Raw genomic sequence first — 21619 nt, forward strand, 5'->3', positions numbered from 1 at the left:
GTACATTCGGATCAAGGCTTCCAATACCAGCATGCCTTTTGGCGGACGCTCCTCAACAGCGCGGCGCAGTCCAGTCAATGTCACTCAAGGCCAACTGCTACGACAACGCCGTGATGGAGAACTTCGTCGGTCACCTCAAAGAAGAGCTTTTCCACCGAGTCCGATTCATCAACACCGACGCTTTGGCAACGGCACTGAGCGAGTACATCCGCTGGTACAACACCGGCCCTATCTCGACAAGGCTCGGGGGCATGCGCCCGGTGCAACGGTGCCGGTCTGCTGTAAGAACCCAGGCAACCCGGCGGTGTAACGCTGCAGCGTCGCTGCATCCTGCGGCGGCGTCCAAGGACCGGTCACGGGATTGACAGGATTTGTTATGCCTGCTGTCATTCTTCGACCAATGTCTGCAATTAATAGCAGTCCTTGGCTATTCCGAGGAGGAACAATTGTCCAAAGACGAACAGCGCATCCACCTGCCCATGCTGGAACACGTGCGGGGCAAACGCAGCGCCGTGACCTGCGCCCTGAAATGCGACAACGCCTGCGTGGGCCCCGTATGCAACACCAGCTCCAACAGTTACTTCCGCGAAGTTGCCGAGGGCGCAATTTCCCGGCGTGCCGTGCTGGGCCTGGGGCTGGCGGGAGCGCTGACGCTCGCGCTCACCGCTCCAGGTGCCGGCCGTGCCCAGGCCCTCGCTCCGGCCGTCACCGCTGCCGGTCGCTCCAAGCTCGGCTTTGTGCCGATCGCCCCGGTGCCGGGGGCCGTGGACGGGGTCTCCGTGCCTGAGGGCTACATCTGGCGCACGATCATCCGCTGGGGCGAACCGCTCTTCGCCGATGCGCCCGATTTCGACCCCGCGGCGCAGACTCCGGAATCGCAGTCCCGGCAGTTCGGCTACAACTGCGATTACTCGGACATCCTGCCGCTGGAAGACAGCAAGGGCCGGCGTGCGCTGCTTTTCGCGAACCACGAATACACCAACCCCGAACTCATGTTCCCCACGGCGGAACGGGCCGCTGACCCTGCCCGCACCCGCGCGGTGGCCCGGGCCGCCCAGGGACTTTCCGTCGTCGAACTCGAACGGAAGAACAAGAACGATCCGTGGCGCTACGTCCAAGGTGCTCCGCGCAACCGCCGCTTCCTTACTGAAACGGAGTACCGCTTCACGGGACCGGCCGCCGGTTCCGCCTTGCTGCGCACCATTGGGGACCCTTCCGGGAGGAGCCCGCGCGGTACCCTCGGAAACTGTTCTGGCGGCACCACGCCCTGGGGCACCGTCCTGTCCGGCGAAGAGAACTTCCAGAGCTACTTCCGCGCCGACGGTACCTCCGAGGGCGATCTGCGCTACGGGCTCAAGGACGCGCCCAGCCAAGCCGGCTGGGAACTTGACCAGCCGCGCTGGGATACCCGGCTGGAGGGACACGAAAACCAGGCCAACCACTTCGGCTGGATCGTGGAGGTGGACCCTTACGATCCGACGTCGACCCCAAAGAAGCACACCTCGCTGGGCCGCATCAAGCACGAGGGTGCCAATGTGCAGATCGCGGCCAACGGCAAGGCCGTGGCTTATACGGGAGACGATGAACGCTTCGAGTATCTCTACAAGTTCGTCTCGGACGGCGTATACGTGGAAGGGGACCGGGAACACAACAAGACGCTACTCCACTCGGGAAACCTGTATGTCGCCCGGTTCTCCGGCGATTCCGGTGGCGAGATCAACGGCAGCGGGAGCGTCCCGGCAGATGGTTCCTTCGACGGGACGGGCGAATGGATACCCCTGGTGGAGGACGGCGAGTCCATGGTGGCGGGGATGGGCCTGGACGAAGTGCTCGTTTACACACGCCTCGCCGCAGACAAGGCAGGCGCCACCAAGATGGACCGTCCGGAGGACGTGCAACCGCATCCGGCCACCGGCAAGGTCTACGTGGCCTGCACCAACAACTCGGACCGGGGCAAGGACGGCAAGGAAGGCGCCACGGAAGTCAACCCGCGCCTGCTCAACCGCAACGGCCACATCGTGGAAATCACCGAAGACAACGGCGACCAGACTGCAACCACCTTCACCTGGAATCTGTTGTTGGTTGCCGGCGATCCTGCCAAGGATCCCACGGCGTATTTTTCCGGGTACCCCGCGGACAAGGTGTCGCCGATTTCCTGCCCGGACAACCTGGCTTTCGACTCCACGGGAAACCTATGGGTATCCACGGACGGCGCCGCCAAATCCATCGGTTACAACGACGGGCTGTTCAAGGTCACCTTGGACGGCCCGGAACGCGGCAAAGTGGAACAGTTCCTCTCGGTACCCCGCGGCGCCGAGACCTGCGGACCGATCGTCCACGACGATGAACGCCACGTGTTCGTCTCCGTGCAGCACCCCGGCGAGGAAGGCACCTTCGAAGCGCCGCTCTCCCTCTTCCCGGACTACGTACCCGAGAATGCGACGCCACCGGCCGGTGCCTTCCGAATGCCGCGGCCCTCGGTGATCCAGGTGCTTCCGAAACGCTAGTCCGTCCGGAACGTTAGTCAGGCCACCCGGCGGCGCCCGTCGAGGAACGGGACAAATAGACTGGGACGGCGACTTCCCAGAACTCCCTGACCTCGCTGGGTGCCGCACGGATCGCCGTTTCCACCTTGCTCCGCGCCGGTGCGGCACGCTCATGTGGAGGCCGATGCGGCCACTGGAATCCTTCCGGCCTCGGGGTCGGTGTCCTTGACGCCACGGTGGGCCACGTCGCCAACGGTTTCACTGGAAAGTCGCTTGGACTCGTTCGATGACGTCCTGAAGTTCATTGCCGATTACGTTGAGCGCCGGCATAAGCTCCTGCACGAGATCGATGGGATCGTGGTCAAGATCGGATGACTTCGCAACCCAACAGGCACCCGGTTACACCTCCCGTATCCCCGGATGGGCTGCGGCCTACAAGTACCCACCCGAGGAAGGCACACCAAGCTCCTTGACATCGCCGTCAACGTTGGCCGCACAGGGCATGTGACACCCCTCGGCCTGATGGAACCGGTGAAGATGACTGGCTCCACGGTGGGAATGGCCACGCTACACAACCAGGACTACGCTCGCGGCAGGGTCCTCGCGGCCGGCGGAAATGTTCCTATAGACAAGCCCCGGGTGAGGAACACTAAACTCTCCTCTAAACTGCTTGCACCGGGGGCCAAGAAGTCATGGACGAACCAATTGCCGTTGTCATCGAAGATGACCTCGATATCGCTGGGCTGATCAGCGTTACTCTCCAACGGTCCGGATTCACAGTTCATTGCGCGGCCACTGGGCCGGACGGCGTGAAGGCAGCGCGAACTTATAGACCAGCGCTGGTTACCGCCGACGTAAATCTTCCCGGCTTTGACGGTTTGGAAGCAGTGCGGCAGATCCGCGCATTCAGCAACCCTGTCATTCTAGTAGTTAGCGCCAATGACTCGTTCGATGACCGGCAAAAGGCTCAATCGGCGGGCGCAGATGACTACATCAGCAAACCCTTCAGCCCGCGGAAGCTAAAGGCCCTCGTTGACTCCCGCCTGAGCTAGGCATTCACGAGCAGCGGCTGTCCCCGCACAAGCACCACGAAGCGCTGGACGCCTTCGATCTACTGCGGCAGACCGCGGGCTAACCAAAGCTGTGCTTGGGCCGACGCCTGATAGCGCTGGCACAAGCAACAACCCCGAGACAGCGATCTACAACACCGTCCACGACATTCACCGGTAGCAAAATGGACAGGGTCCCCCAGTGGCCATCTTTTACTTCAGCACCACAGGTAACCCCATCGCTTTCGCCGCAATGAGAAGGATCGATTTCTGTTCGACAAAAATGGAAACTGGATTGGTTGACGGGGAAAAATCGTGGGCGGCATGATCGTCGGTCCCGGGCCGGGGAATCCCTGGCTGAACTGACCCTGGCGGTCCAGAAGGGAATGACAACCTCCGACATCGCCGGAACGATACACTCCTACCCCACCTATTCGGACGGGGTCTGGAACGCCGCCGTCCGGAACGCCTCCCCGGTTACACGCGGGGCCATGGCAGCGCTGATCTGGTTCCGCCGCCGTTGGCTGCACAGGCCCGCGCCTCACCGCAGGGACCGGTAACCGGCGAAAATCCGCTGGGCGCCGTGGCGACTCACCAGGGGCACCCTGGGAAGATCAGACAGAGGCCGTACACGGCCACGGTCTCGACCTCTTCGGTCAGCCAAAAAAGATAAACCCGCATAAGGGGGTCAATCCTTATCCAATCGGTTTACATTAGGGGTGGACCCGAATTGAGCCTTTGGAGGTTACAAGCGATGGCATCCGTCAGATCAGGGAAAGCTGAACTATTTTTGGACGAGCACGGGATCCTTCAGCTGAGGTGGTCGCGCTACGCCATCATCCAATCCAGTGATGCTGAGGCAGCCATACACATGGTTAACGAGCTATGCGGACAAAATGAACGCCCATTGCTGGTAGACATGGCTACAACGCTCAAGGTCAGCCGCAGCGCCCACGTTGTCTTCGGCCGGACCTGCCAAGCATCACAAGTCGCGCTGCTGAGCTCTTCACCAGTAGACAAAGTAATCGCGAACTTTGTTTTGGCAATGAACAAGACAAACCGTCCCAAGCGCTTTTTCACCTCGCGAACAGAAGCCCTCGCGTGGCTAATGCAAAGCACCACTGCCTGACTTGACGGATGAGAGCCGCCCGTCAGGTGCAACGGCCGCACCCCATCCCTTATGCTTGTTGTCCGTTGAAATCACCCCACTGTGGCCTCCTGACAGGAGTGGGGCCAGGCGGGGACGACAATATCCAGCGGGCAGCAGAGCATCCAACGCCACCCGCGCCTTTCGCATCAACACGTTGCCTGATCCAGGAAGATCTGATCCCCTGCGAGCAGCGTGCCGACTCGTTCGGGAAGCGGCCGAAACGCTGCACTTCCCCATGCAGCACCTGGTCCTGATGGGTATCGTCCTCGCGGCGGCAATGATGTGGTGGGAGTGATCATGTCGATGCTGATTAGGCTTAACCGCGCACCAGGCCAAACACAGGGCTCACCGCCCTGCCCGCCAGGGTGAACATTCAACGCGTCTGTAAGACTCCACGGCGCGGCGAAAGGCCGGACTGCACCTCTGGGTAGCGCTGTCCGGCCCTGGCCGGCGGACCTGGGGGACGCGACCGGCAAAATGTGGGGGTTCATTGGCGGTTGCGGGGTCCGCTGAACAACGTGGCCCGCGAACGCGACCACTGACGGCTCTCGACTGTCCCACTTCCTTGGAACCGGGACGGTTCTAATGGAACCCTCTCGTCCAGTCTCCCTAGGTGGTCTGTTCCATCAGGATGCTCATGTCCACATTTTGCAGGTGTTCCCTAACCCGGGCAGCAAACAGCGGCGCGCTGGCCTTTTTCAGGTGGAGGGGAAGGTCAACGCCATCGTCCCCTGAAGATCGCTTGTGGAAGTAGCGAAGTTGTTCTTCTGTCACTGCCTGGACAGCCTGCGGGACAGCGTCATCGACGAGGATCAGGAAGTCATCCGGCGTGTAGATCTCGTAAGGAAGGTCATCACTGTAAGTGAAGTCTTTCCCATTCATCGTGACAACTATGTCCACGGCACCATGGACTGCGGCAGCATGGATGTGGGCGTCACCTATGTCGGGATACTTCAATGCCGGGTCGATCTGGTAGCCCGTGATTTGGCCGCCGGTAAAAGCCTTCTCAAGCCTCCGACGGATTCCTCCGATCTGCTGCTCAGACCACAGTGGATTGTCTTTGCGGAGGTGATACAGGGTCTCGACCATGATGTCCTCCGTCCAGGTCACATTGAAAAGACCGGGCGCCTCGATCTGCAGAAGCGCAATCCAGTCCCGAAGTGTTCTGGAATAGAGGATGTTCGCGTCCAGAAGGACGATGGTGACCGCCGAGCTCATAGCTTGCACTTTACAGCTGGCGGCCGCCACCCCGGACTATTCGTCGACGCCCAGTTCGTCCTCAAGAGCTCGAAGTTCATCGATGCCTTGACGACGGGCAGCGGTCCGGACCGCTCTGTACTTCTGAACATCCTCGGTGAAAACGCGAGTGTGTGATCCGACCTTGTGTGCGGGCAGCTCTTTCTTGCTGATGAGCTGCATAAGGGTGGGGCGTGAAATCCCAAGCATCTTGGCTGCAGTGGTTGTCGTCAGCTCCTTTGGAAGTGTTCCGATCGTGACGGTGGCACCTCGACCGATTGCTTCCACGACCTTGCGGAGGATCGCAGCCAACTCCGCCGGCGTTTCCACGGACTCCCCGGCGGTGTCCTTGAGCGCCAACCTGATCGAGTCACGGCCCGTCTTCGCGCGGAGCCGCTCAGCGAGCTCGCGCGCTTGGGCGTTCTCTTGTTCAGTCGTAGTGACCACTGTTTTTTCACTTCTGTCCAGTAAGGCGGACATCTTTCGCCTCCCTCGGCGTACTTTCCCTAACTTTCCCTAACTTTAGGTCACTTTCACTTATAAGTGCAATACGTTGTGAGCTGCAGCACTGAGTATGACCAAGTAGTCGACCAGGATCTGGAACACCAATGCATGGCGCATTCACCCTTCGCGGATTTGGTTGTTAGCCGAAGCCTTTGTGTGGCCCAGTCAGACGGGGCGACCGTGGTGGTCGTTTCTCTGCTTGTTCGCCTTTGCTCGAACATGCATCCTCTCGCCCTGTCCTCCAAAGACGCTGAGTACTTCGGCCTGCTGGTCCCCGGTGCTGCCGAACCAATGCGGTACGTGCGTATCGAACTCGGCCACCTCCCCAGTTCCGAGGACCAGATCGTGATCACCGAGCACGAGACGCATCCGGCCGGAAAGGACGTAAAGCCACTCGTAGCCCTCGTGGGTCTTTAGGACCGGCTCGATCTTCGATGTAGGTATGACAATCTTCCAGGCTTGCATGCCCCCGGGCTGACGGGTTAGCGGAATGACAGTACGTCCATTGGCGTTCCGGGGTTTAAGGCGAATACGGGGATCACCGACCTCGGGTGCTCCGACCAGCTCATCCAATGGCACGTGGTAGGCCTGGGCCAACGGCAGGAGCAGTTCCAGGCTAGGGCGCCGTTGGCCTGACTCCAGCCGTGACAATGTGCTTTTCGAAATACCAGTGGCTGCTGCGAGACTCGTCAACGTCACCCCGCGCTGCATGCGAAGGCGCTTTAGCCGCAATCCCACCTGGTCGAGGGCGGCGGCGATTCCTGCTGGTTGATCATTCACAGCCTTATCCAACCCGCGTTTCCCGGAAACAGCAACGTTTGTTGTCAAGACCGGGATTCCGGATGAATCTAGGCCCATGAACGAATACGACGTAGTGATAGTAGGCGGCGGCGCCGCGGGATTGTCAGCAGCCCTCGTGCTGACCCGGGCCCGCCGCAAGGTCCTCGTGGTCGACTCCGGTGCGCCCCGGAACGCCCCGGCCCAGCACATGCATGGCTTCCTTTCCCGCGACGGCGTGCCACCTGCAGAGTTCCTTTCCCTCGGGCGGGACGAGGTAGAAAAATACGGTGGCCAGATCGTTCAAGGCGTTGTCGCTGATCTGGTCACGGCCGGCAGTTCGGGATTCTGGGTGCTGCTGTCAGACGGGAGGCGCATGTCCGCCCGGCGCCTCTTGGTTGCCACAGGCCTTCGCGATGAACTGCCAAACATCCCTGGACTGGCTCAACGGTGGGCAAGGGATGTCCTGCACTGCCCCTACTGCCACGGTTATGAAGTTCGCGACGGGCAGCTGGGCGTACTGGGCGGTTTCCCAGAGTCCGTCCGTTATGCACAAATCGTCCGTCAATGGGCAGAGGATGTCGTACTGTTCGTGCCGGCCGGGTTCCTGACGCCGCTTCAGCGTTCGCAACTGCTCGCGCGTGCTATCGGAGTCGTGGAAGGCAACATCATCGGCATCCTGACCGAAGATGATCACCTGCGAGGGATTGAGATGGACGACGGCACCATTGTCCCCCGCGACGTCCTGTTCGTACCGCCGCACTTCGTGCCCAACAATGGTCTACTCATCGGCCTGGGATGCGAGATCGACGAAAGCGGGTGGCCCGTCAAGGACAACACGGGACAAACCAGCGCGCCAGGGGTATGGGTCGCAGGTAATGTGGCCAACCCCCGCGCCCAAGTCATTACCGCCGCCGGGGAAGGATCCGCAGCCGCAATGGCCATGAATGCAGACCTAGTCGACCAGGACATCAGAATCGCCGTCGAAGCCTTCCACAGGGGCTTTTAGACCCCCGCCCTCCAAACCTCATTAGATGCGCAATTTATCAAGACCATTAAGGAACCCGATGTCCGACACCCCCGCAACCACCCGCCCCACACCACCGACAAAAAACCAGCTGGCGCTGATGATTTGGATCGCCGTTTTCCCCACACTTACAGCCATCAACCTCGTGTTCGGAGAAGTACTTGCTCCTCTCCACCCAGTGCTGCGCACCTTTGTACTGGCTACCATTGCAGTCCCGATCGTCATCTACGGCATCATGCCCCAACTTCACCGATTGCGGGCCCGACTGGCGAACCGCGAAACCAGCACGCCAAACCACTAACCCCTTGCCGTCCAAGCAGGCCAGAGCTACTAGCCGCCGTCTGGGGCGCTCAGTGTTCCACTTCCTAGAACTGGAACACTTCCCCACACCCCAGCACCACCATTTGGCGCATACGGATAAGCCGGACCGACCGTGGCTGACCAAAGGACAGGACGGGTCAGGGCTCCCGTGGCTGCGGGGCACCCGAACGCGTCCTGCCCTTTACCGCGTTCCTACGCGGCTGTGGCGACCCACCCTGAGCAACCGTAGATGCCGGTGCCGGCGCTTCGGTTATTCAGGCATGCCCGGACGTACACGGTGCCACGCAGTCCGCTGCCTTGCGCTTGGCTCTGAGTGCCGCTTCCGTTGCTGTTGGTCAGCGTCGCGATGTAGGTAGTCCCGTTCGAAACGTACCTGAGCTGCGCTACAGATGAGACGCCGTACTCGACTGAGAACTCCGACCGACACCAACGGTGCTCGCTTATCGAATGAAGCGCGGGTTCCGCCGGGGTCCAGACCGTCGCAGCGGCAGGAAAAACCGGCGCATGCAAGGTCATGCACGTCCCAGGACAGCGAGGGAGTAACTGCCCGACGCGCCACCATGCGCCCCGGACTCTGGAATGTGCTCACTGGTGGAGCCCATTCCAGAGTCCGGCCCACTGCTCAGGTGTCAGAGCCTTGGGCAGTGCTCGCGTATCGACCCCTCCGAGTCTCAGCAGTTGCGTGACGCGGCCGCGATCAGTGCGGGCGGCATGCGCGACGATGCGGTCGAGACTCCCGCCGCGGCCGATGAACACCGCTTGCACGAATCGCTCGTAGACAGCGCGCTGTCTCAAAGGAATGAGGGATTCGGCGCGGCGGGTGATCTGAATGATGCCGCCGTCAACGCTGGGACGCGGCCTGAATCCCCACGAGGGCACCCGTCCATGAAGGGTGAAGGTGAACCACGGGGCGGTCTGCGCGGTCAGCATCGTCGATCCGCCCACGCCGCACCGTTTCCGCGCGACCTCCCACTGGGTGAGTAACACCGCCTGCTGCCAAGAACCCTTAGTGAGCAGGCGTCGCAGGATAGGGGTTGTGAGATGGAAGGGGATGTTCCCCACCACGACCTGGTGCGTCAGCGGGTAGGTCATCGCGTCGGCGTGCTCGACAGTCACACCGGGAAGGGCACGTTGCAGGGGCGCGGTCCGGTGCTCGTCGAGATCGATCGCTGTGAGTGCCCTGCCGAGGGTGGCGAGAGGTCGAGTGAGGGCACCGTCACCGGCCCCGAGCTCGAGTATTGGTCCGTGCGTGGCTGCGACCAGCTTCGTGACCTGGCCGATGGTAGGTATGTGTGTGAGAAAGTTCTGGCCGAGTTCGTGTCGGCCGCCATGGGATGAACGAGGCATGAGCGCGCTCCAAGAAAAGAAAGGTGGAGCGCCCCGAAATCAGGCAGATAGTGAAACCGAAATGGGTACGCGATATCGCCGTTCCGAGACGCAGATGGTCTCTCAGATGGACGACGCGCGAAGCGTTCATCGACGCGCGCCGTCAGGCGCGGCGGTCGCGAACAGCGCGCGTGTACGTCACAGCGGACACGCAAATCAAACTACCCATGCCCGCAATCCTACCTTGCGCATGCCGTGGCTCGCTCGGCTAAGGTCGGCTGGTTGTGCCGCAGGCCTCTCGGTTACCCCGACCGAGAGGCAGCACCGTGGCACCAGAACGCACGACGAAGAAGCACCATTGATCCGCGCAGAAGCAGACATCTCCTCCGAACACCGCACGCGTTTCCCTGACCTTGAACCACTCACCGCTAAGTGCCCATGGGGAAACTGCTCCGGCGAGACCCTGCGCCTGTTCTGCCACGTTGTTCACCCAAGGGCTGGGCCTGAAACCAATCGAGACACTTGTGAACAGGATTGTTGACGCTATTGCAGTTACCGAAACTGTTAGTGGCGGATTGGACGATGACTATGCCTGGATCGTCTTTGCGGTAGTAGTGCTCGTTTTCGTCGCAGTGATTGTCGCTGCTGTGCGCATCTACCTCCGACGCACAAATAGATTCGACCCTAAGCCAGGCAACGGAGAAAGATGCTGGGGACCACCCGTGCCGAGGTGTCCCACTTCCTTAGAACTTGGGACCCGTGTCCGGGATGCTCCCCGAGCCGAGTCCTTGTGCTGTTTAGAGTTCGAGCACCAAGGTGTAGAGGCGGCATTAGCTCCCGGGGAGTCGTCGCCGGTGTGAAAGTGCTGCGGCGGGACAGGTCCGCTCCCGGAGGCTAGTGGCTACGATGGAAGTGCCAGCCCCGCGGGTGCCCTGCGGGGGTTCCGACCGAAGGGATAAGACCATGGGTTTGGGAGATAAGGCCCGTAATGCGGCTGAAAGGCTGCGTGGCAAGGGCAAGGAAGCTGCCGGGGAAGCCAGCGGTGATGACCGTTTGAAGGCCGAAGGCAAGGGCGATCAGGCGAAGTCGGACCTGAAGCAGGCCGGCGAAAAAATCAAGGACGTCTTCAAGAAGAAGGACTAGGCGTACTGACCGGGGACATTGATTGACGGCGGGGGTGCGCCTCCTACCAGTCATGAAGCTGGGGCCGAGTGTCTTTCAGCCAGGTCCTTGGCGAGCTGACGGATGCGTTCGCGAGCTGTTTCCGGGGTGAGTATCTCGATGTGGTCACCGAACTGGAGGAGCTGACGCACTGACTCGAAGTCGGGGTAGCGGACGACGACCGTGCACCAGCCGTTTTCCGTGTGGGAGACCTCGTGGATGCGAGTGCCGAGGATGCGCCGTGCCAGGTCGAGACGGTTTTCTCGGAGACGGACGGTAACGCTTACCTGACCTTGCCTTTCGGTTCGTTCCTTCAATGCGGCCCACATGGTGTGGAGGGTCTGAGCTGGCCGGAGGTCAGCTGGCGCGTCGAGTGTCTCGTAGGCCGAGAGTCGTTCCAGAGCGAACAGCCGGCCGGTCCCTTGGTCGTCGGCGATGAGGTACCAGCGGCCTGATTTCGCCACCATCCCGTACGGGTCGACCACCCGCGTCGAAGCCTGTCTCTCGGCACTGCGCCGGTACTGGATGCGCATCCGGCGTCGGTGTCGCAGCGCTGAGGCTAGATCCGCTACGTCCACCTCCGCCTTCGAGTCGGCAAGCCACGCGCTGCTGTCCACCAGGACCAAGTCCGCCAGCCGCGGCAGGTTCGGGGACTCGGGCGCTACGGCCTGGCGGGCGGCGATCTTTCGCGCGGCCGACTCACGCACGGCAGCCAGCCCTAAGCGCTCAAGTTGCGTGCTGTCCAAACCAGCAATGGAGAGGGCCTCCAGCTCCCGCGGTTCCAGGTGGGATGCGTTGAGCCGTGCACCGGGGAGCAGGACGATCCCACCGCTCCGCCCCCGTTCGGCATAAACAGGCACACCTGCCGTCGAGAGCGCCTCGACATCCCGCATCACAGTCCGCCGGGACACCCCCAAACGCTCGGCGAGCTCGGTGGTGGTAATGCGCTGACGTGTCTGCAGGAGCAGCAAGAGGTGCAGCAACCTCGAAGCCTTCATACTGACCAATCTTCGCAGAAAAGGTGACAGGTCTTGTCGTGATTAGGCGGTCAACTGGTGCGGTACCGAGAACCCAACGACCTGAGGAGCGCTCTATGCCCGCACCCAACCTGTTCCTGATTTACGTCCGTGACGCCGAAAACGCCACGGCCTTCTACAGCGACCTGTTCGAGATCGAACCGACCTTCACCAGCCCCCGCTACGTGGCTTTCGAGGTTGCCCCCGGTGTCCTGTTCGCGCTGTGGACGGGCCGCAGCAAGCACGCGGTCCCGAGCACCCCTCGCACGTGCGAGGTCGGGCTGATGGTGCCGGGATCGGCGTCCGCAGTTGACGAGACTTTCACAAGTTGGGTCTCGAAGGGAGTCCACGTCGTGGAGGAACCGCACGACGATGTTTTCGGCCGCACGTTTGTGATCACCGACCCCGACGGCAATCTCATCCGGGTCTCCCCGGTGGACTGAGCTGCACGAACCCCACCCCACTATGCTGGTTCTCGAGGGGCCGGCCACACACGTGATGGTCGGCCCTTCGGCCTGTCCAGGAGCTCAGACATGACACACCCGAATGCTGCCCTCACCCCGCGCCACCGTCTGAAAGTCGCGCGCCTCGTCGTTGACGACGGCTGGCCAGTCAGCGAAGTGGCCGCCCGTTTCCAGGTCTCCTGGCCCACCCTGAAGCGCTGGGTCGACCGCCACCTTTCCGGCGAGCCAATCCATGACCGCTCGTCCCGACCGAAGACCTCGCCGAACAAGCCGAGGTGAACGTGCGGGCGATGGCTTCGGCTGGAGCCTCAGAAGGGACGGTGTCCTCCGCTCACGGGGTGGTGGGTCCGGTGCACTCCGTGGAAGTCCTGACAGCGAGGGCGGCGACGCTGGTTGTCCCGTGCGCTCAGGCGGGTCATGATCAAGGGTACGAAGGCGCAAATCGACACGGATGGCATTCATGCCCGCCTCGCCGCCGCCTCTCCAGGCGCGTAGACCGGCCCAGTCTTCGGCGACTCGCTGGTCTCGAAACCAGCCCGCAAACGATCGCGATAACGCATCGTCGGCGTTCGCTCCAGGATCGTTCAGCGCCCGTTCGGCGAGACGATTGTTCACAGTCGTATGGACCTGCCCGCTGAGCGATCCCCTCTGCGCGCACCGTTCCGCAACTCGCCGATCGCACTAACTGACCCCGCCCGTGACGCGTTATCGGTCGGAACGAGTCTCCTTCAGCCCGACACTTGCCAAATCCACCAATAGGGAGACGTCGCGCACTTTCTGACTAGGCTGCGCTGACGATAAGACAAGCGAATCTGCCAGTTACGGTTGCAAGACCCCGCTGACGAGGCAAGATAACCGTAGGCATTCCAACCGATGAAGGCTGCGTTAGCCAGATAGTTCGTCGCAGCCGCTCCCGTGGCCAGCTCGAGAGCAGGATCCAGATCCAAGAGTTGCTCTACGTCGCGGGAATTCTCGACGACGTCGTCAATGTACTCGTCGGTCAAGTAGCCCAGGTCAACATCCGCCTCTCCCGCATCTGCATAAGCTTGTCGTGTGTTCTCGAACCTGGTCGTAGTCCATGAGCGCCCGCTTTCCGTTGAAGAGCCTGACGGTCTGACTATAAGGGAGAGGTCAGTCGTTGTCATCGGCAACAGCAAGCGAAGGTCTACTGCCGTCTTAGCTCTGGACGCCTAGTCGATCCCGGCTGCAATTGTCCATTTGCGTGACACAACTGCACTGTGATCATCACCAGCGCTTCTCTGTTCACTCGCACCCGTATGTGCCAGAATGTGCACGTCGGCGAGGGTCCGGCGAGGCGAGGGTGGGGGCGTCATGGGCAATGTTGTGTTTTGGTGTTCGATCGTTCTGGGTACCTTGCTGATAATGGCCCAAATCGTCGTATCGATAATCCGGGCACTTCAACCACCGCCAGCAGGCGGCGCGGACGGGGTTGCCGCTGCGGAGTTGGTTGCGTCAACGTTGGAGAAGATAAGTGGCCACGTCCCCCTCGCTGTCGCAGGGATCGTACTCTACCTGATCGCTGCCGTAGTCTCCGGCGAGCTTGCTGCAACCGTGGTCTTCGGCGATCCATCGCCGACACCGAGTCCTTAATGGCGACGAAGTCGCTCGGGACCGTCACCGCACGCCTCGGCGCTGTTCGCCTGATATTTGAACCGTCACTGGTTTGGTGCCGTTTCCTTTCGAATCTGGAAGGAAAATGTTGATCTTGCCGAAGATGTCCCATTTCCTTGGAAGTGGGACAGTTCGTTGGGACGCACTGGTAACTTGCGGTCGTGACAATGCTGGCCGCGATTCAGTAACCAGCGAAACAGCAGGTGCGCGAACAACCAAGTTAGAGCAGAGAAGCTCCCTGGCCCATCCAGTCACCGAAGTGCCCGTCACTCCCCTAACTACTGGGAGAATGACATTGGAACTGTCGGTTTCTGTGAGCAAGGCGGAAAACCTTTGTCTTTTTGGCTGCGAGTAAGCAAGCGGGAGAGTTCATGGTGGTGGCTGGTACCACTTTTGTTCTTCTCGTCGCTATCCGGTTTCGCAGTCCTTATGCAATGGCCTACGCCGATCCTAGCGATCTGCTTCGTCTTGACTGCCTCAGTTCCTTTGGTTGTTGCTGCTAAGCAACTGGCCAAGGAGGTTGATACTTCCACAAACACCAGGAAGAACTCTATACGCACGGCTGGTTCGAAGTCTGCGGAAGCACCCTTAGCCAAACAGGTGGCTCTCGAGGATTGGGGTGTTCATCCGGCCCTAATCAACGTCCCTTATCTGAAACGAGATATTGAGGGTGAGATTCTGGCTGGCATCGAAGCAAACCAGCCAGTACTAGTTGTTGGTCCGTCCATGGCTGGAAAGACGCGCGTGGCAGCAAAGCTGGTACAGGAGTGTTATCCCGACCGGCGGGTCGTTATGCCTGACATCCCCGACGGTCTCGCCGCCCTTATGGCAGCGGGAGAGCTTCCCCAATACAGTATTGTTTGGCTGGATGATCTGGAACGCTACCTCACGGATCCTAAACACCTCAAGGCTCGATGGATTGATGAGCTGAGCGATGGTGGCAACTTCATCATTGCCACCATGAGAGCCAGCCAGTACGAGACCTTCCAGCCCTCTGAAGCAGAGCCTAAAACCCAGTGGCAAACTCTCAACAAGTTCCAAAAGGTACATCTGAGCAATCAAGCCGGGGAGCAGGCCCGTCTTGCGGCCCGGATGACGAACCCTCGACTGCAACAAGGAATCCTTGAATACGGATTAGGCATATACGTCGGTGGCGGATACATCGCCCGGGAAAGGCTCCGCGGAGGAGAATCGACGAATCCGCTTGGGGCGGCGATGATCCGTGCTGCGATTGATTGGCAGCGGACGGGGATCGCCGAGACGATTCCTCATGACGTCTTGCTAGCCGCCCTTCCTGGGTACTTTGTCGGCGGTAACGCTCAGCTCAGCGAAGAGGTTGTTGCTCGCGCCATTAGCTGGGCAAGCGACGCCAAACCTCTCGGAGGAAAAGTAGGTCTCCTCACGAAGGAAGGAGACTCATGGCGGCCTTTCGATTTCCTGGTTGACGACGTAACAGCATCCGGCACCCCAATTTCTGGGCCAGTATGGCAACTAGTCCTCAAACACGATGCTCCTCCTGCTCGCCTGAACTTCGCAGGTCTGACAGCCCATCTCAATAACCACCAGGATGTGGCGGAGACGCTTTTCCGTCGGGCAGCAGAAGCGGGAGATCCTGAAGGCATGGCCAACTGGGCTAAGGCCCTCAATCTTCAAGACCGCTTCGCCGAGGCACTGGAATACTACCGACAGGCAGCAGATGCTGGCAGCAGTCACGGCATGACGGGGGTGGGCACTGCTCTGATGGCTGAAGGAAAGTACGGCGAAGCAGAGATTTATCTACGTCAGGCTGCCGAGCACGGTAATCCGGATGGGATGGCGAATCTGGGTAACTTGCTGTTAAAGCAGAAGAAGTTGACCGAGGGCACGGAATGGTACCGAAAAGCCTCATTGGCCGGCAGCGCTTACGGAATGGTGAACTACGGCCTTGAGCTAGCGAAAATCGGTCGGAATGAGGAAGCTGAGGACCTCTATAGGCAAGCGGCCGCCATGAACAGCGCGGGAGGCCTATACGAGCTATCGCAGGTCTATGCAAAGCAAGGAAACGATGAACAGTCAGAGCTGCTGACTCAACGTGCTGTGGCGGGCGGGAACCCCAGCGCAATGCTGAAGCTGGCCCGCATCATGCTCCAACGAGGCAACCCAGGCGAGGCTGAAAAGCTCTACAGAAGGGCTGCAAAAAGAGGCCCACAGTACCAAGCAGCTCTCGGTGAATTTCTTGCGAAACAAGGGCGTATAGGGGAAGCGGAACCCGTGTTAGAGCGGGCAGCGGAACATGGTGAACCATACGCGTACCACTGTTTGGGCGTGATAGCAGTCGGAAAGGGTGAGTTGACCCAAGCAATAGGCCACTACCGCACCGCCATCGGATATAACTCCATTCCGGATGCATTGATTCAAAGCAAGGTCAATCTCGCCCAGCTTCTCCTCATGACCCGCGAGGATGACAACGAGAAAGAAGCCGAACAACTGTGCCGGGATGCAGTAGCAGCAGGCAGTGGGCAAGGAATGGTGCTTCTTTCGCTCTTTCACAAACATCGTGGTGAGGACGATGAAGCCCAGGCGCTGATAGAGCGGGCGCACTCAGCAGATGATGCCGGGGCTGCCGATGCCCTTCAGAAATACCTCAGCACCGCTCCAACAGATTCCGAGGAACCGGAATGATCAAGGACGACGATGCCCTGGAAGTGGACCGAGCTGTCCCCCGCCGAAATACGTTTTCCTAGCCACTGGGCCCATGCGCACCCACGTCCCCGCGATCAGCGTACGATGTTCCACTTTCTTGGAAACGGGACAAGGCAGGTTACCGGGCTGGCCGCTCAGTGTTCAGAGGAAGCCTGAGAGGACGGGGCTCCCAAATATTCGGTACAGCCTGCATCGTTGGCTTGGTACTTCACCTGGGCAACTGCATTGCTGCACAAAATATCGATGCCGCGCTCCGGGATTCGACAACTTAGCATCAACGGAACCCCATGCACGCATCCAATTCCGCGCGTTCAATTCGGCGGTCTGCCAAGTACTGACTTGCCGAAGTGGGGGTTCGTTCATGACGGTCTCCTTCACTTCGGCTTGGCGGCAGTTTAGGGGTGATGAGTCTGCCAGTCGATAGCCCCCATCAGTACCGCGACTTAGACAAGAAAAGGATGGGGATAGACAGTGCGTTATCCCCATCCTCTTATTGAAGTTCCTAGGCTGCCGAAGCCACCCAACCCGAGCAACCATAGATGCCCGTGCCGGCGCTTCGGTTGTTAAGGCACGCCCGGACGTAAACGGTCCCTCGCAGGCCGCTGCTTTGAGCTTGGGCCTGCTCGCCGCTTCCCTGGCTGTTGGTCAGCGTCGCGATGTAGGTAGTCCCGTTCGAAACGTACCTGAGCTGCGCTACGGATGAGACGCCATCCACGCGGGTGTCCCGGCTCGTTAGGACGTTGGTGGAAGAGTTGTAGTAGGCGTAGGATCCGGTCACTGACGCCCCTGCACTGGCGGATGCCATGGGTGCTGTGGCCAGCATTGAGATTGCTATAGCGCCCGCGGCTGCTGCACCGGAAAGAGCCAATCGTGATTTACGCATGTCGTAATTCCTTCCCCAGAATTTTTAGTGAATTACTGGCATCACACCCGCCCCAAGAATGTGTTGGCGATCACACCGCGAAGCCGCTCTGAGTCTCAAGTGGCCAAATTCTTTTGTCAAGTCAAGCGCCCTTTCTCTTGGCGCGGTCTCCGAAGGTCAGGTTCGCGTTCAGGCCTTCCCAGCCTGGATATTCCACTTCCTTAGAACCGAGACGCTCCCCCGTGGATGACGCCATCCGGGGGCGACTGGCTGTGTCATCCGCTGTCGTTTTCAGAAGCTAACTGCACTGACATCCCTGTGGTTACGGGAGTAGTGCAGTCGGCTATGGACACGCTGGTGTCCGAAGTCCTATGCACAAAGCGTCACTTTGATCGGGAGTCGCCTGCACTAGAGCGCTAAGGTGCGTTGGACGAAGGTTCACGATGCCCCGGCCCGCTGGTCGGAAAAGTCACGAGGATGACGCGGCGCGTTGAATGGCCCGATAGACGGTGGAACGGGCGACGCCGAAGAGTTCCGCGATTTCAGTAGTGGTGTGCGCCCCATCCCGATGCAGGCTAACGAGGTGGGTTTCCTGGGCCTTGGAGAGTTTCGGTTGCTTTCCCCGAAGTCGGCCTCTGGCCTTGGCTACGGCCATTCCTTCCCTTGTTCTGGCACGGATGAGGTCGGCTTCGAACTCAGCAACCATGCCTAGGACATTGAATAGCAGCTTTCCCACGGGATCCTGGGGATCGTAGATGCTGCCGCCCAAGTTCAGAGCGACGCCTTTACGGGCGAGTTCATCCGCAATGTCCCTGGCGTCCGGCAGTGAGCGGGCGAGGCGATCGAGCTTGGTCACAACTAGGGTGTCCCCGTTCCGGCAGGCGGCGAGGGCTTTGCCAAGGCCGGGCCGTTCGCGTTGGGTGCCGGTGATTCCGTGATCGACGTAGATAGCGTCGGGGTCCACGCCGGCGGCCGCGAGAGCATCCCGCTGGGCGGTCAAATCTTGTGTGTTGGTGGAAACGCGGGCGTAGCCGATAAGCATGACGCCGAGTGTAGCGTTTAGGGTACCTTCACCGGGCAGTTTTGCGGGCGGGTCTTACGGGAATTTGCGAACCCCGGAACGCCGGGAATTTTGATGGGCACTATTTGGGACTGCAAGGCGGCCGGTGGGGGACCGGTATACGGACATCTATTGAAGGGGTTCAATGCGCATCAACCCCTAGCACTAGGTTCCAGGCCGCTGGCACTTCGGGCTTAGGGTTGATACTCGGTCTTCGCTTTCTCGCGATGGATCGATGGATTGAAAGTTGGGGGAATCCAATTGGGGGGAATCGTGCGCACGCTGACGCACCGCATCATTGGACTGGTCGACCTTCTCTGGCGGGAAGTAGCCAAGTTTGGCCTTGTCGGCGGCTTGGGCTGGATCATTGACAACGCACTCTATGCGGTCCTTTGGCATGGGCCAATGTCGGATAGCACCATCAAGGCCCGGATAGTTTCTACTGGTGTGGCTACCCTGTTTTCGTGGTTTGCCAATCGCTATTGGACATTTCGTCATAGACGTTCTGAGAGGGTCTGGAAAGAGTTCGGACTGTTCCTCGTCATGAACGGGATCGGGCTAGGTATCGTTCTCGCATGCCAGGTGGTTTCCCGTTATGTCTTGGGTTTTCAATCGTTTACCGCTGACTTCGTGGCGGGAGGAGTCATTGGCTTGATCCTCGGAACGATCTTCAGGTTCCTTGCCTACAGATTCTTCGTATTCAACGAGGAGCTTGATGACGATCCAGAGTTTGCCAATGACCATGATGCGCCCGAGGCCGCAATAACCGATACACCCGTCGACACACCAACGGCCGGCGGGCGAGCCCGCTAGCCGATCCCGCAGCGTGCATGAGGGAGGCGTCCCTCAAAAGTCTTCAGGCAGTACGGTATCCGTTTCTCGGATGAGGTATACGTCCAGTTCTGGATCGGCGAGGATTTTCCCGGCTGTAGCGATATCACACCCGACTATGAGGCTTCGAGCGTATATATCCTGGCCGATACACCAGTGCAGATCATCCGGCCACCAGTACATTGGAACGCGCCCGCTGTCGGTGATCGGAACGATAGCAGTTCCTTTTTCATCAACCAGGTTGCCCGAGTACAAGACCATGCCCCGGTGGGCTGGGGAGAAATCGATCACCGACTTGCCGTCCTCCCCGGCATAACCTTCCCACGTTGCAAAGTTGTAGCGACTGGAGTTGAGCTCGAGTACGCGTATCAGGGCTTTGGCGAGGCTCGGGTGTGGGTTGCCCATGTCGGGTTGGGAATTGTGGGCGGGCATGGCTTCGGAGCTGACCGTCACCTCATCCCATTGCATCCACGGGCTCGTCTCCAAGCCACCACGTTTTACGACGACTGACCACATGACCACCAAACCGGGTGCAATCTCGATCGGATTGAGAATGCGCACATACCGCTCGTAGCCAGGCGGCACGAACGCTGTTACTTGTTGGCCGTCGCGGTCGAGGGACTTCGCTAATGACTCGGCAAGCAGACGATCCGATTCATGACGCAGAGAACACATCCTGATTCCCCTCCTTCGACGTCACACTACCCTTAGCTCCGCCTTTTAGCCGGTGGGCCAAAGAACGCACCTGTGTTCGCTAGGGGATCCTCTTCCGGACGGTAGCGCCGAAACAACCAATGAGGTGTCAGCACATGTGGCAGCCGTTCATTCTGTTCTGAAGCCGCTTTCCACCCGGGTGAAAGCAGCGTTTGACTTGCATTGCCCGAAGCAGCGTCCTAGATTGGGCCGCTTCGGGGCATCCTGCGTCCCGGTAGGAGGCGGAAGCGGTCCACGTTAGGCAACGTGGGCCATGTTGGAACAGGAGTGGAAGAATATGCATCGATCGCTATTGACCAGGGGTTGTCGAGCAGCAACCGTGTTCTTGGCGGCCGCCGCCCTGCTTGGCGCCTCGATGGTGCCCGCGAACGCAGCAGGTGTGCCTACCAGCCTCGCTACTGAAAGTAGCGCAGGAATTGCCCAGCAGAGCGAGGTCCAGCTCAGCGCGTCTGATATCGCGTACATGACCGATTCCAGCGCCCGGCTGGGAATCGCGCCCGACGTACGCGACCGAATAATCGATAACCTCAAGCACGGAATCTTGCCGATGTCGGCCACGAGCGCCAACGCGGTCGAGACAAAAACAACCGAGAGTCCAGGACAGAGCGTTGTCCGTAAAGTTTTCGCGGACGGTTCGGTCGCTGTCACTACCTATGAACTCCCGACCGAAGACGGATTGCTTGAAGCCAGCGGCCAGCCTGTTCTCAGGTCGATCCGCAATTGCTATGACCAAACCGGTGTGGGGACTTTTCCCTTCGCCCACTGCCAGGTGCGCACCGACCAAGTCACCTGGACGCTTGCCTTTGAAGCTGACGGGCAACTAGGTACGAACTGCCAGTTCCCGGCCCGTATCTCTCGAATTTATGGGTCCTGGTACAGCGGAGTAGGGGCAGCCAGTTCACCTACCCAAGAGATCCTGCAGAGCACTCAAAGTTGTAGTGGAGCGCCAGCTCGGGCGCGTTCGACCACTAACGTGACCGTGGGCCTCTACACGTTCTCCGCGTCCCTGACACTCTGGGTTAACAACACCTCCCGCTGGGACACCTCACCGTGAAAAAAGCTACCCAGATAGGATGATGTCATGCGCGGGCCAAACTGGATGACCATACTTTTTCTCATCGCAACGGCGGTAGTGATGATCGGTGCCATCTGGTGGCTGGTGCTCGCTACCCTGAAGAAAAGAACCGATAAGACCTCCCAGGAACGCCGAGCCGATCCCTCGCCCTAGCCCGGAAACGAATCTTTTCCGCAAGACTAATCTCATTGACATAGGGAGCCCGCGCACCGGTGCGGGCTCCCTGTGCTTTGTTCTGATGAATAC

General features: G+C 60.0%; 23 protein-coding genes and 2 pseudogenes. 16 read left to right on the top strand and 9 right to left on the bottom strand.

The genetic code is table 11. From position 1 onward, the window contains the following. The first annotated feature begins 113 nt into the window (after nucleotides 1-113). From AC0J5Z_RS22050 to AC0J5Z_RS22075, 6 genes and pseudogenes are all read left to right on the top strand, one after another. Complete coding sequence (locus AC0J5Z_RS22050; RefSeq protein ID WP_475039838.1) at nucleotides 114-365, top strand: IS3 family transposase; 252 nt, start codon at nucleotides 114-116, stop codon at nucleotides 363-365. 114 nt (nucleotides 366-479) lie between these two features. Next, on the top strand, nucleotides 480-2507 hold the full coding sequence (locus AC0J5Z_RS22055; protein ID WP_475039841.1) for a PhoX family protein: 2028 nt from the start codon (nucleotides 480-482) through the stop codon (nucleotides 2505-2507). A gap of 189 nt (nucleotides 2508-2696) precedes the next feature. Continuing rightward, nucleotides 2697-3119: pseudogene (locus tag AC0J5Z_RS22060) on the top strand (NAD-dependent DNA ligase LigA); the annotation flags it as partial. 59 nt (nucleotides 3120-3178) lie between these two features. Then, on the top strand, nucleotides 3179-3538 hold the full coding sequence (locus AC0J5Z_RS22065; RefSeq protein WP_475036527.1) for a response regulator transcription factor: 360 nt from the start codon (nucleotides 3179-3181) through the stop codon (nucleotides 3536-3538). A 296-nt stretch (nucleotides 3539-3834) separates the two neighbouring features. Then, nucleotides 3835-4095 carry a hypothetical protein gene (locus AC0J5Z_RS22070; RefSeq protein ID WP_475036528.1) on the top strand — a complete coding sequence of 87 codons (261 nt, stop codon included), beginning with the start codon at nucleotides 3835-3837 and terminating at the stop codon, nucleotides 4093-4095. A gap of 194 nt (nucleotides 4096-4289) precedes the next feature. After that, the gene (locus AC0J5Z_RS22075) at nucleotides 4290-4664 is read left to right on the top strand and encodes a DUF7793 family protein (protein WP_475036529.1); all 375 of its coding nucleotides are present in this window, start codon (nucleotides 4290-4292) and stop codon (nucleotides 4662-4664) included. Between the two features lie 630 nt (nucleotides 4665-5294). On the opposite strand, the gene AC0J5Z_RS22080 is transcribed toward AC0J5Z_RS22075, so the two are convergent. From AC0J5Z_RS22080 to AC0J5Z_RS22090, 3 genes are all read right to left on the bottom strand, one after another. Next, complete coding sequence (locus AC0J5Z_RS22080; RefSeq protein ID WP_475036530.1) at nucleotides 5295-5903, bottom strand: PIN domain-containing protein; 609 nt, start codon at nucleotides 5901-5903, stop codon at nucleotides 5295-5297. A gap of 36 nt (nucleotides 5904-5939) precedes the next feature. Further along, nucleotides 5940-6368 carry a helix-turn-helix domain-containing protein gene (locus tag AC0J5Z_RS22085; protein ID WP_475036531.1) on the bottom strand — a complete coding sequence of 143 codons (429 nt, stop codon included), beginning with the start codon at nucleotides 6366-6368 and terminating at the stop codon, nucleotides 5940-5942. A 222-nt stretch (nucleotides 6369-6590) separates the two neighbouring features. Then, complete coding sequence (locus AC0J5Z_RS22090) at nucleotides 6591-7205, bottom strand: helix-turn-helix domain-containing protein (protein WP_475036532.1); 615 nt, start codon at nucleotides 7203-7205, stop codon at nucleotides 6591-6593. Nucleotides 7206-7281: 76 nt separating this feature from the next. Here AC0J5Z_RS22090 and AC0J5Z_RS22095 point away from each other — a divergent pair, with 76 nt between their 5' ends. Together AC0J5Z_RS22095 and AC0J5Z_RS22100 are read left to right on the top strand one after the other, a co-directional pair. After that, nucleotides 7282-8211 (top strand): NAD(P)/FAD-dependent oxidoreductase, encoded by a 930-nt coding sequence (locus AC0J5Z_RS22095; protein ID WP_475036533.1) that lies wholly within the window; start codon nucleotides 7282-7284, stop codon nucleotides 8209-8211. A gap of 58 nt (nucleotides 8212-8269) precedes the next feature. After that, entirely contained in the window at nucleotides 8270-8530 is a 261-nt protein-coding gene (locus AC0J5Z_RS22100) for a hypothetical protein (RefSeq protein WP_475036534.1), read from the top strand. 212 nt (nucleotides 8531-8742) lie between these two features. Here AC0J5Z_RS22100 and AC0J5Z_RS22105 read toward each other — a convergent pair whose 3' ends face one another. After that, entirely contained in the window at nucleotides 8743-9066 is a 324-nt protein-coding gene (locus tag AC0J5Z_RS22105; protein WP_475036535.1) for a hypothetical protein, read from the bottom strand. A gap of 69 nt (nucleotides 9067-9135) precedes the next feature. After that, complete coding sequence (gene erm / locus AC0J5Z_RS22110; RefSeq protein ID WP_475036497.1) at nucleotides 9136-9897, bottom strand: 23S ribosomal RNA methyltransferase Erm; 762 nt, start codon at nucleotides 9895-9897, stop codon at nucleotides 9136-9138. A 942-nt stretch (nucleotides 9898-10839) separates the two neighbouring features. Between erm and AC0J5Z_RS22115 the strand changes: the two genes are divergently transcribed. Continuing rightward, entirely contained in the window at nucleotides 10840-11019 is a 180-nt protein-coding gene (locus tag AC0J5Z_RS22115) for a CsbD family protein (RefSeq protein ID WP_475036536.1), read from the top strand. Nucleotides 11020-11069: 50 nt separating this feature from the next. On the opposite strand, the gene AC0J5Z_RS22120 is transcribed toward AC0J5Z_RS22115, so the two are convergent. Further along, nucleotides 11070-12035 (bottom strand): helix-turn-helix transcriptional regulator, encoded by a 966-nt coding sequence (locus tag AC0J5Z_RS22120; protein WP_475036537.1) that lies wholly within the window; start codon nucleotides 12033-12035, stop codon nucleotides 11070-11072. A gap of 95 nt (nucleotides 12036-12130) precedes the next feature. On the opposite strand from AC0J5Z_RS22120, the gene AC0J5Z_RS22125 reads away from it, so the two are divergent. The 4 genes and pseudogenes from AC0J5Z_RS22125 to AC0J5Z_RS22140 all read left to right on the top strand — a co-directional run bounded on the left by AC0J5Z_RS22125 (nucleotide 12131) and on the right by AC0J5Z_RS22140 (nucleotide 16810). Further along, nucleotides 12131-12496 (top strand): VOC family protein, encoded by a 366-nt coding sequence (locus AC0J5Z_RS22125; protein WP_475036538.1) that lies wholly within the window; start codon nucleotides 12131-12133, stop codon nucleotides 12494-12496. A gap of 90 nt (nucleotides 12497-12586) precedes the next feature. After that, nucleotides 12587-12787 (top strand): annotated as a pseudogene (locus AC0J5Z_RS22130) (helix-turn-helix domain-containing protein); the annotation flags it as partial. 1113 nt (nucleotides 12788-13900) lie between these two features. Continuing rightward, nucleotides 13901-14128, top strand: a complete 228-nt coding sequence (locus AC0J5Z_RS22135) for a hypothetical protein (RefSeq protein WP_475036539.1) — start codon at nucleotides 13901-13903, stop codon at nucleotides 14126-14128. A gap of 489 nt (nucleotides 14129-14617) precedes the next feature. After that, nucleotides 14618-16810 carry a tetratricopeptide repeat protein gene (locus AC0J5Z_RS22140; RefSeq protein ID WP_475036540.1) on the top strand — a complete coding sequence of 731 codons (2193 nt, stop codon included), beginning with the start codon at nucleotides 14618-14620 and terminating at the stop codon, nucleotides 16808-16810. A 523-nt stretch (nucleotides 16811-17333) separates the two neighbouring features. On the opposite strand, the gene AC0J5Z_RS22145 is transcribed toward AC0J5Z_RS22140, so the two are convergent. Continuing rightward, complete coding sequence (locus tag AC0J5Z_RS22145) at nucleotides 17334-17714, bottom strand: hypothetical protein (protein ID WP_475036541.1); 381 nt, start codon at nucleotides 17712-17714, stop codon at nucleotides 17334-17336. Between the two features lie 448 nt (nucleotides 17715-18162). Then, the gene (locus AC0J5Z_RS22150) at nucleotides 18163-18735 is read right to left on the bottom strand and encodes a recombinase family protein (protein ID WP_475036542.1); all 573 of its coding nucleotides are present in this window, start codon (nucleotides 18733-18735) and stop codon (nucleotides 18163-18165) included. 291 nt (nucleotides 18736-19026) lie between these two features. Between AC0J5Z_RS22150 and AC0J5Z_RS22155 the strand changes: the two genes are divergently transcribed. Beyond that, entirely contained in the window at nucleotides 19027-19566 is a 540-nt protein-coding gene (locus AC0J5Z_RS22155; RefSeq protein WP_475036543.1) for a GtrA family protein, read from the top strand. 33 nt (nucleotides 19567-19599) lie between these two features. Here AC0J5Z_RS22155 and AC0J5Z_RS22160 read toward each other — a convergent pair whose 3' ends face one another. Next, nucleotides 19600-20259 carry a hypothetical protein gene (locus AC0J5Z_RS22160; protein ID WP_475036544.1) on the bottom strand — a complete coding sequence of 220 codons (660 nt, stop codon included), beginning with the start codon at nucleotides 20257-20259 and terminating at the stop codon, nucleotides 19600-19602. Between the two features lie 292 nt (nucleotides 20260-20551). Between AC0J5Z_RS22160 and AC0J5Z_RS22165 the strand changes: the two genes are divergently transcribed. Both AC0J5Z_RS22165 and AC0J5Z_RS22170 read left to right on the top strand, forming a co-directional pair. Then, complete coding sequence (locus AC0J5Z_RS22165; RefSeq protein WP_475036545.1) at nucleotides 20552-21352, top strand: hypothetical protein; 801 nt, start codon at nucleotides 20552-20554, stop codon at nucleotides 21350-21352. 27 nt (nucleotides 21353-21379) lie between these two features. Continuing rightward, nucleotides 21380-21526 carry a hypothetical protein gene (locus AC0J5Z_RS22170; RefSeq protein WP_475036546.1) on the top strand — a complete coding sequence of 49 codons (147 nt, stop codon included), beginning with the start codon at nucleotides 21380-21382 and terminating at the stop codon, nucleotides 21524-21526. Nucleotides 21527-21619: the final 93 nt, after the last annotated feature.

The sequence above is a fragment of the Paenarthrobacter sp. TRD_SC_7 genome (assembly GCF_056156245.1).

What these genes read in the sequence shown, in the direction of transcription:
- AC0J5Z_RS22050 (WP_475039838.1), top strand. Translation starts at nt 114, where the DNA reads ATGGAGAACTTCGTCGGTCACCTCAAAGAAGAGCTTTTCCACCGAGTC.
- AC0J5Z_RS22055 (WP_475039841.1), top strand. Translation starts at nt 480, where the DNA reads ATGCTGGAACACGTGCGGGGCAAACGCAGCGCCGTGACCTGCGCCCTG.
- AC0J5Z_RS22065 (WP_475036527.1), top strand. Translation starts at nt 3,179, where the DNA reads ATGGACGAACCAATTGCCGTTGTCATCGAAGATGACCTCGATATCGCT.
- AC0J5Z_RS22075 (WP_475036529.1), top strand. Translation starts at nt 4,290, where the DNA reads ATGGCATCCGTCAGATCAGGGAAAGCTGAACTATTTTTGGACGAGCAC.
- AC0J5Z_RS22080 (WP_475036530.1), bottom strand. Translation starts at nt 5,903, where the DNA reads ATGAGCTCGGCGGTCACCATCGTCCTTCTGGACGCGAACATCCTCTAT.
- AC0J5Z_RS22095 (WP_475036533.1), top strand. Translation starts at nt 7,282, where the DNA reads ATGAACGAATACGACGTAGTGATAGTAGGCGGCGGCGCCGCGGGATTG.
- AC0J5Z_RS22100 (WP_475036534.1), top strand. Translation starts at nt 8,270, where the DNA reads ATGTCCGACACCCCCGCAACCACCCGCCCCACACCACCGACAAAAAAC.
- AC0J5Z_RS22105 (WP_475036535.1), bottom strand. Translation starts at nt 9,066, where the DNA reads ATGACCTTGCATGCGCCGGTTTTTCCTGCCGCTGCGACGGTCTGGACC.
- erm (WP_475036497.1), bottom strand. Translation starts at nt 9,897, where the DNA reads ATGCCTCGTTCATCCCATGGCGGCCGACACGAACTCGGCCAGAACTTT.
- AC0J5Z_RS22115 (WP_475036536.1), top strand. Translation starts at nt 10,840, where the DNA reads ATGGGTTTGGGAGATAAGGCCCGTAATGCGGCTGAAAGGCTGCGTGGC.
- AC0J5Z_RS22120 (WP_475036537.1), bottom strand. Translation starts at nt 12,035, where the DNA reads ATGAAGGCTTCGAGGTTGCTGCACCTCTTGCTGCTCCTGCAGACACGT.
- AC0J5Z_RS22125 (WP_475036538.1), top strand. Translation starts at nt 12,131, where the DNA reads ATGCCCGCACCCAACCTGTTCCTGATTTACGTCCGTGACGCCGAAAAC.
- AC0J5Z_RS22135 (WP_475036539.1), top strand. Translation starts at nt 13,901, where the DNA reads ATGGCCCAAATCGTCGTATCGATAATCCGGGCACTTCAACCACCGCCA.
- AC0J5Z_RS22145 (WP_475036541.1), bottom strand. Translation starts at nt 17,714, where the DNA reads ATGCGTAAATCACGATTGGCTCTTTCCGGTGCAGCAGCCGCGGGCGCT.
- AC0J5Z_RS22150 (WP_475036542.1), bottom strand. Translation starts at nt 18,735, where the DNA reads ATGCTTATCGGCTACGCCCGCGTTTCCACCAACACACAAGATTTGACC.
- AC0J5Z_RS22160 (WP_475036544.1), bottom strand. Translation starts at nt 20,259, where the DNA reads ATGTGTTCTCTGCGTCATGAATCGGATCGTCTGCTTGCCGAGTCATTA.
- AC0J5Z_RS22165 (WP_475036545.1), top strand. Translation starts at nt 20,552, where the DNA reads ATGTTGGAACAGGAGTGGAAGAATATGCATCGATCGCTATTGACCAGG.
- AC0J5Z_RS22170 (WP_475036546.1), top strand. Translation starts at nt 21,380, where the DNA reads ATGCGCGGGCCAAACTGGATGACCATACTTTTTCTCATCGCAACGGCG.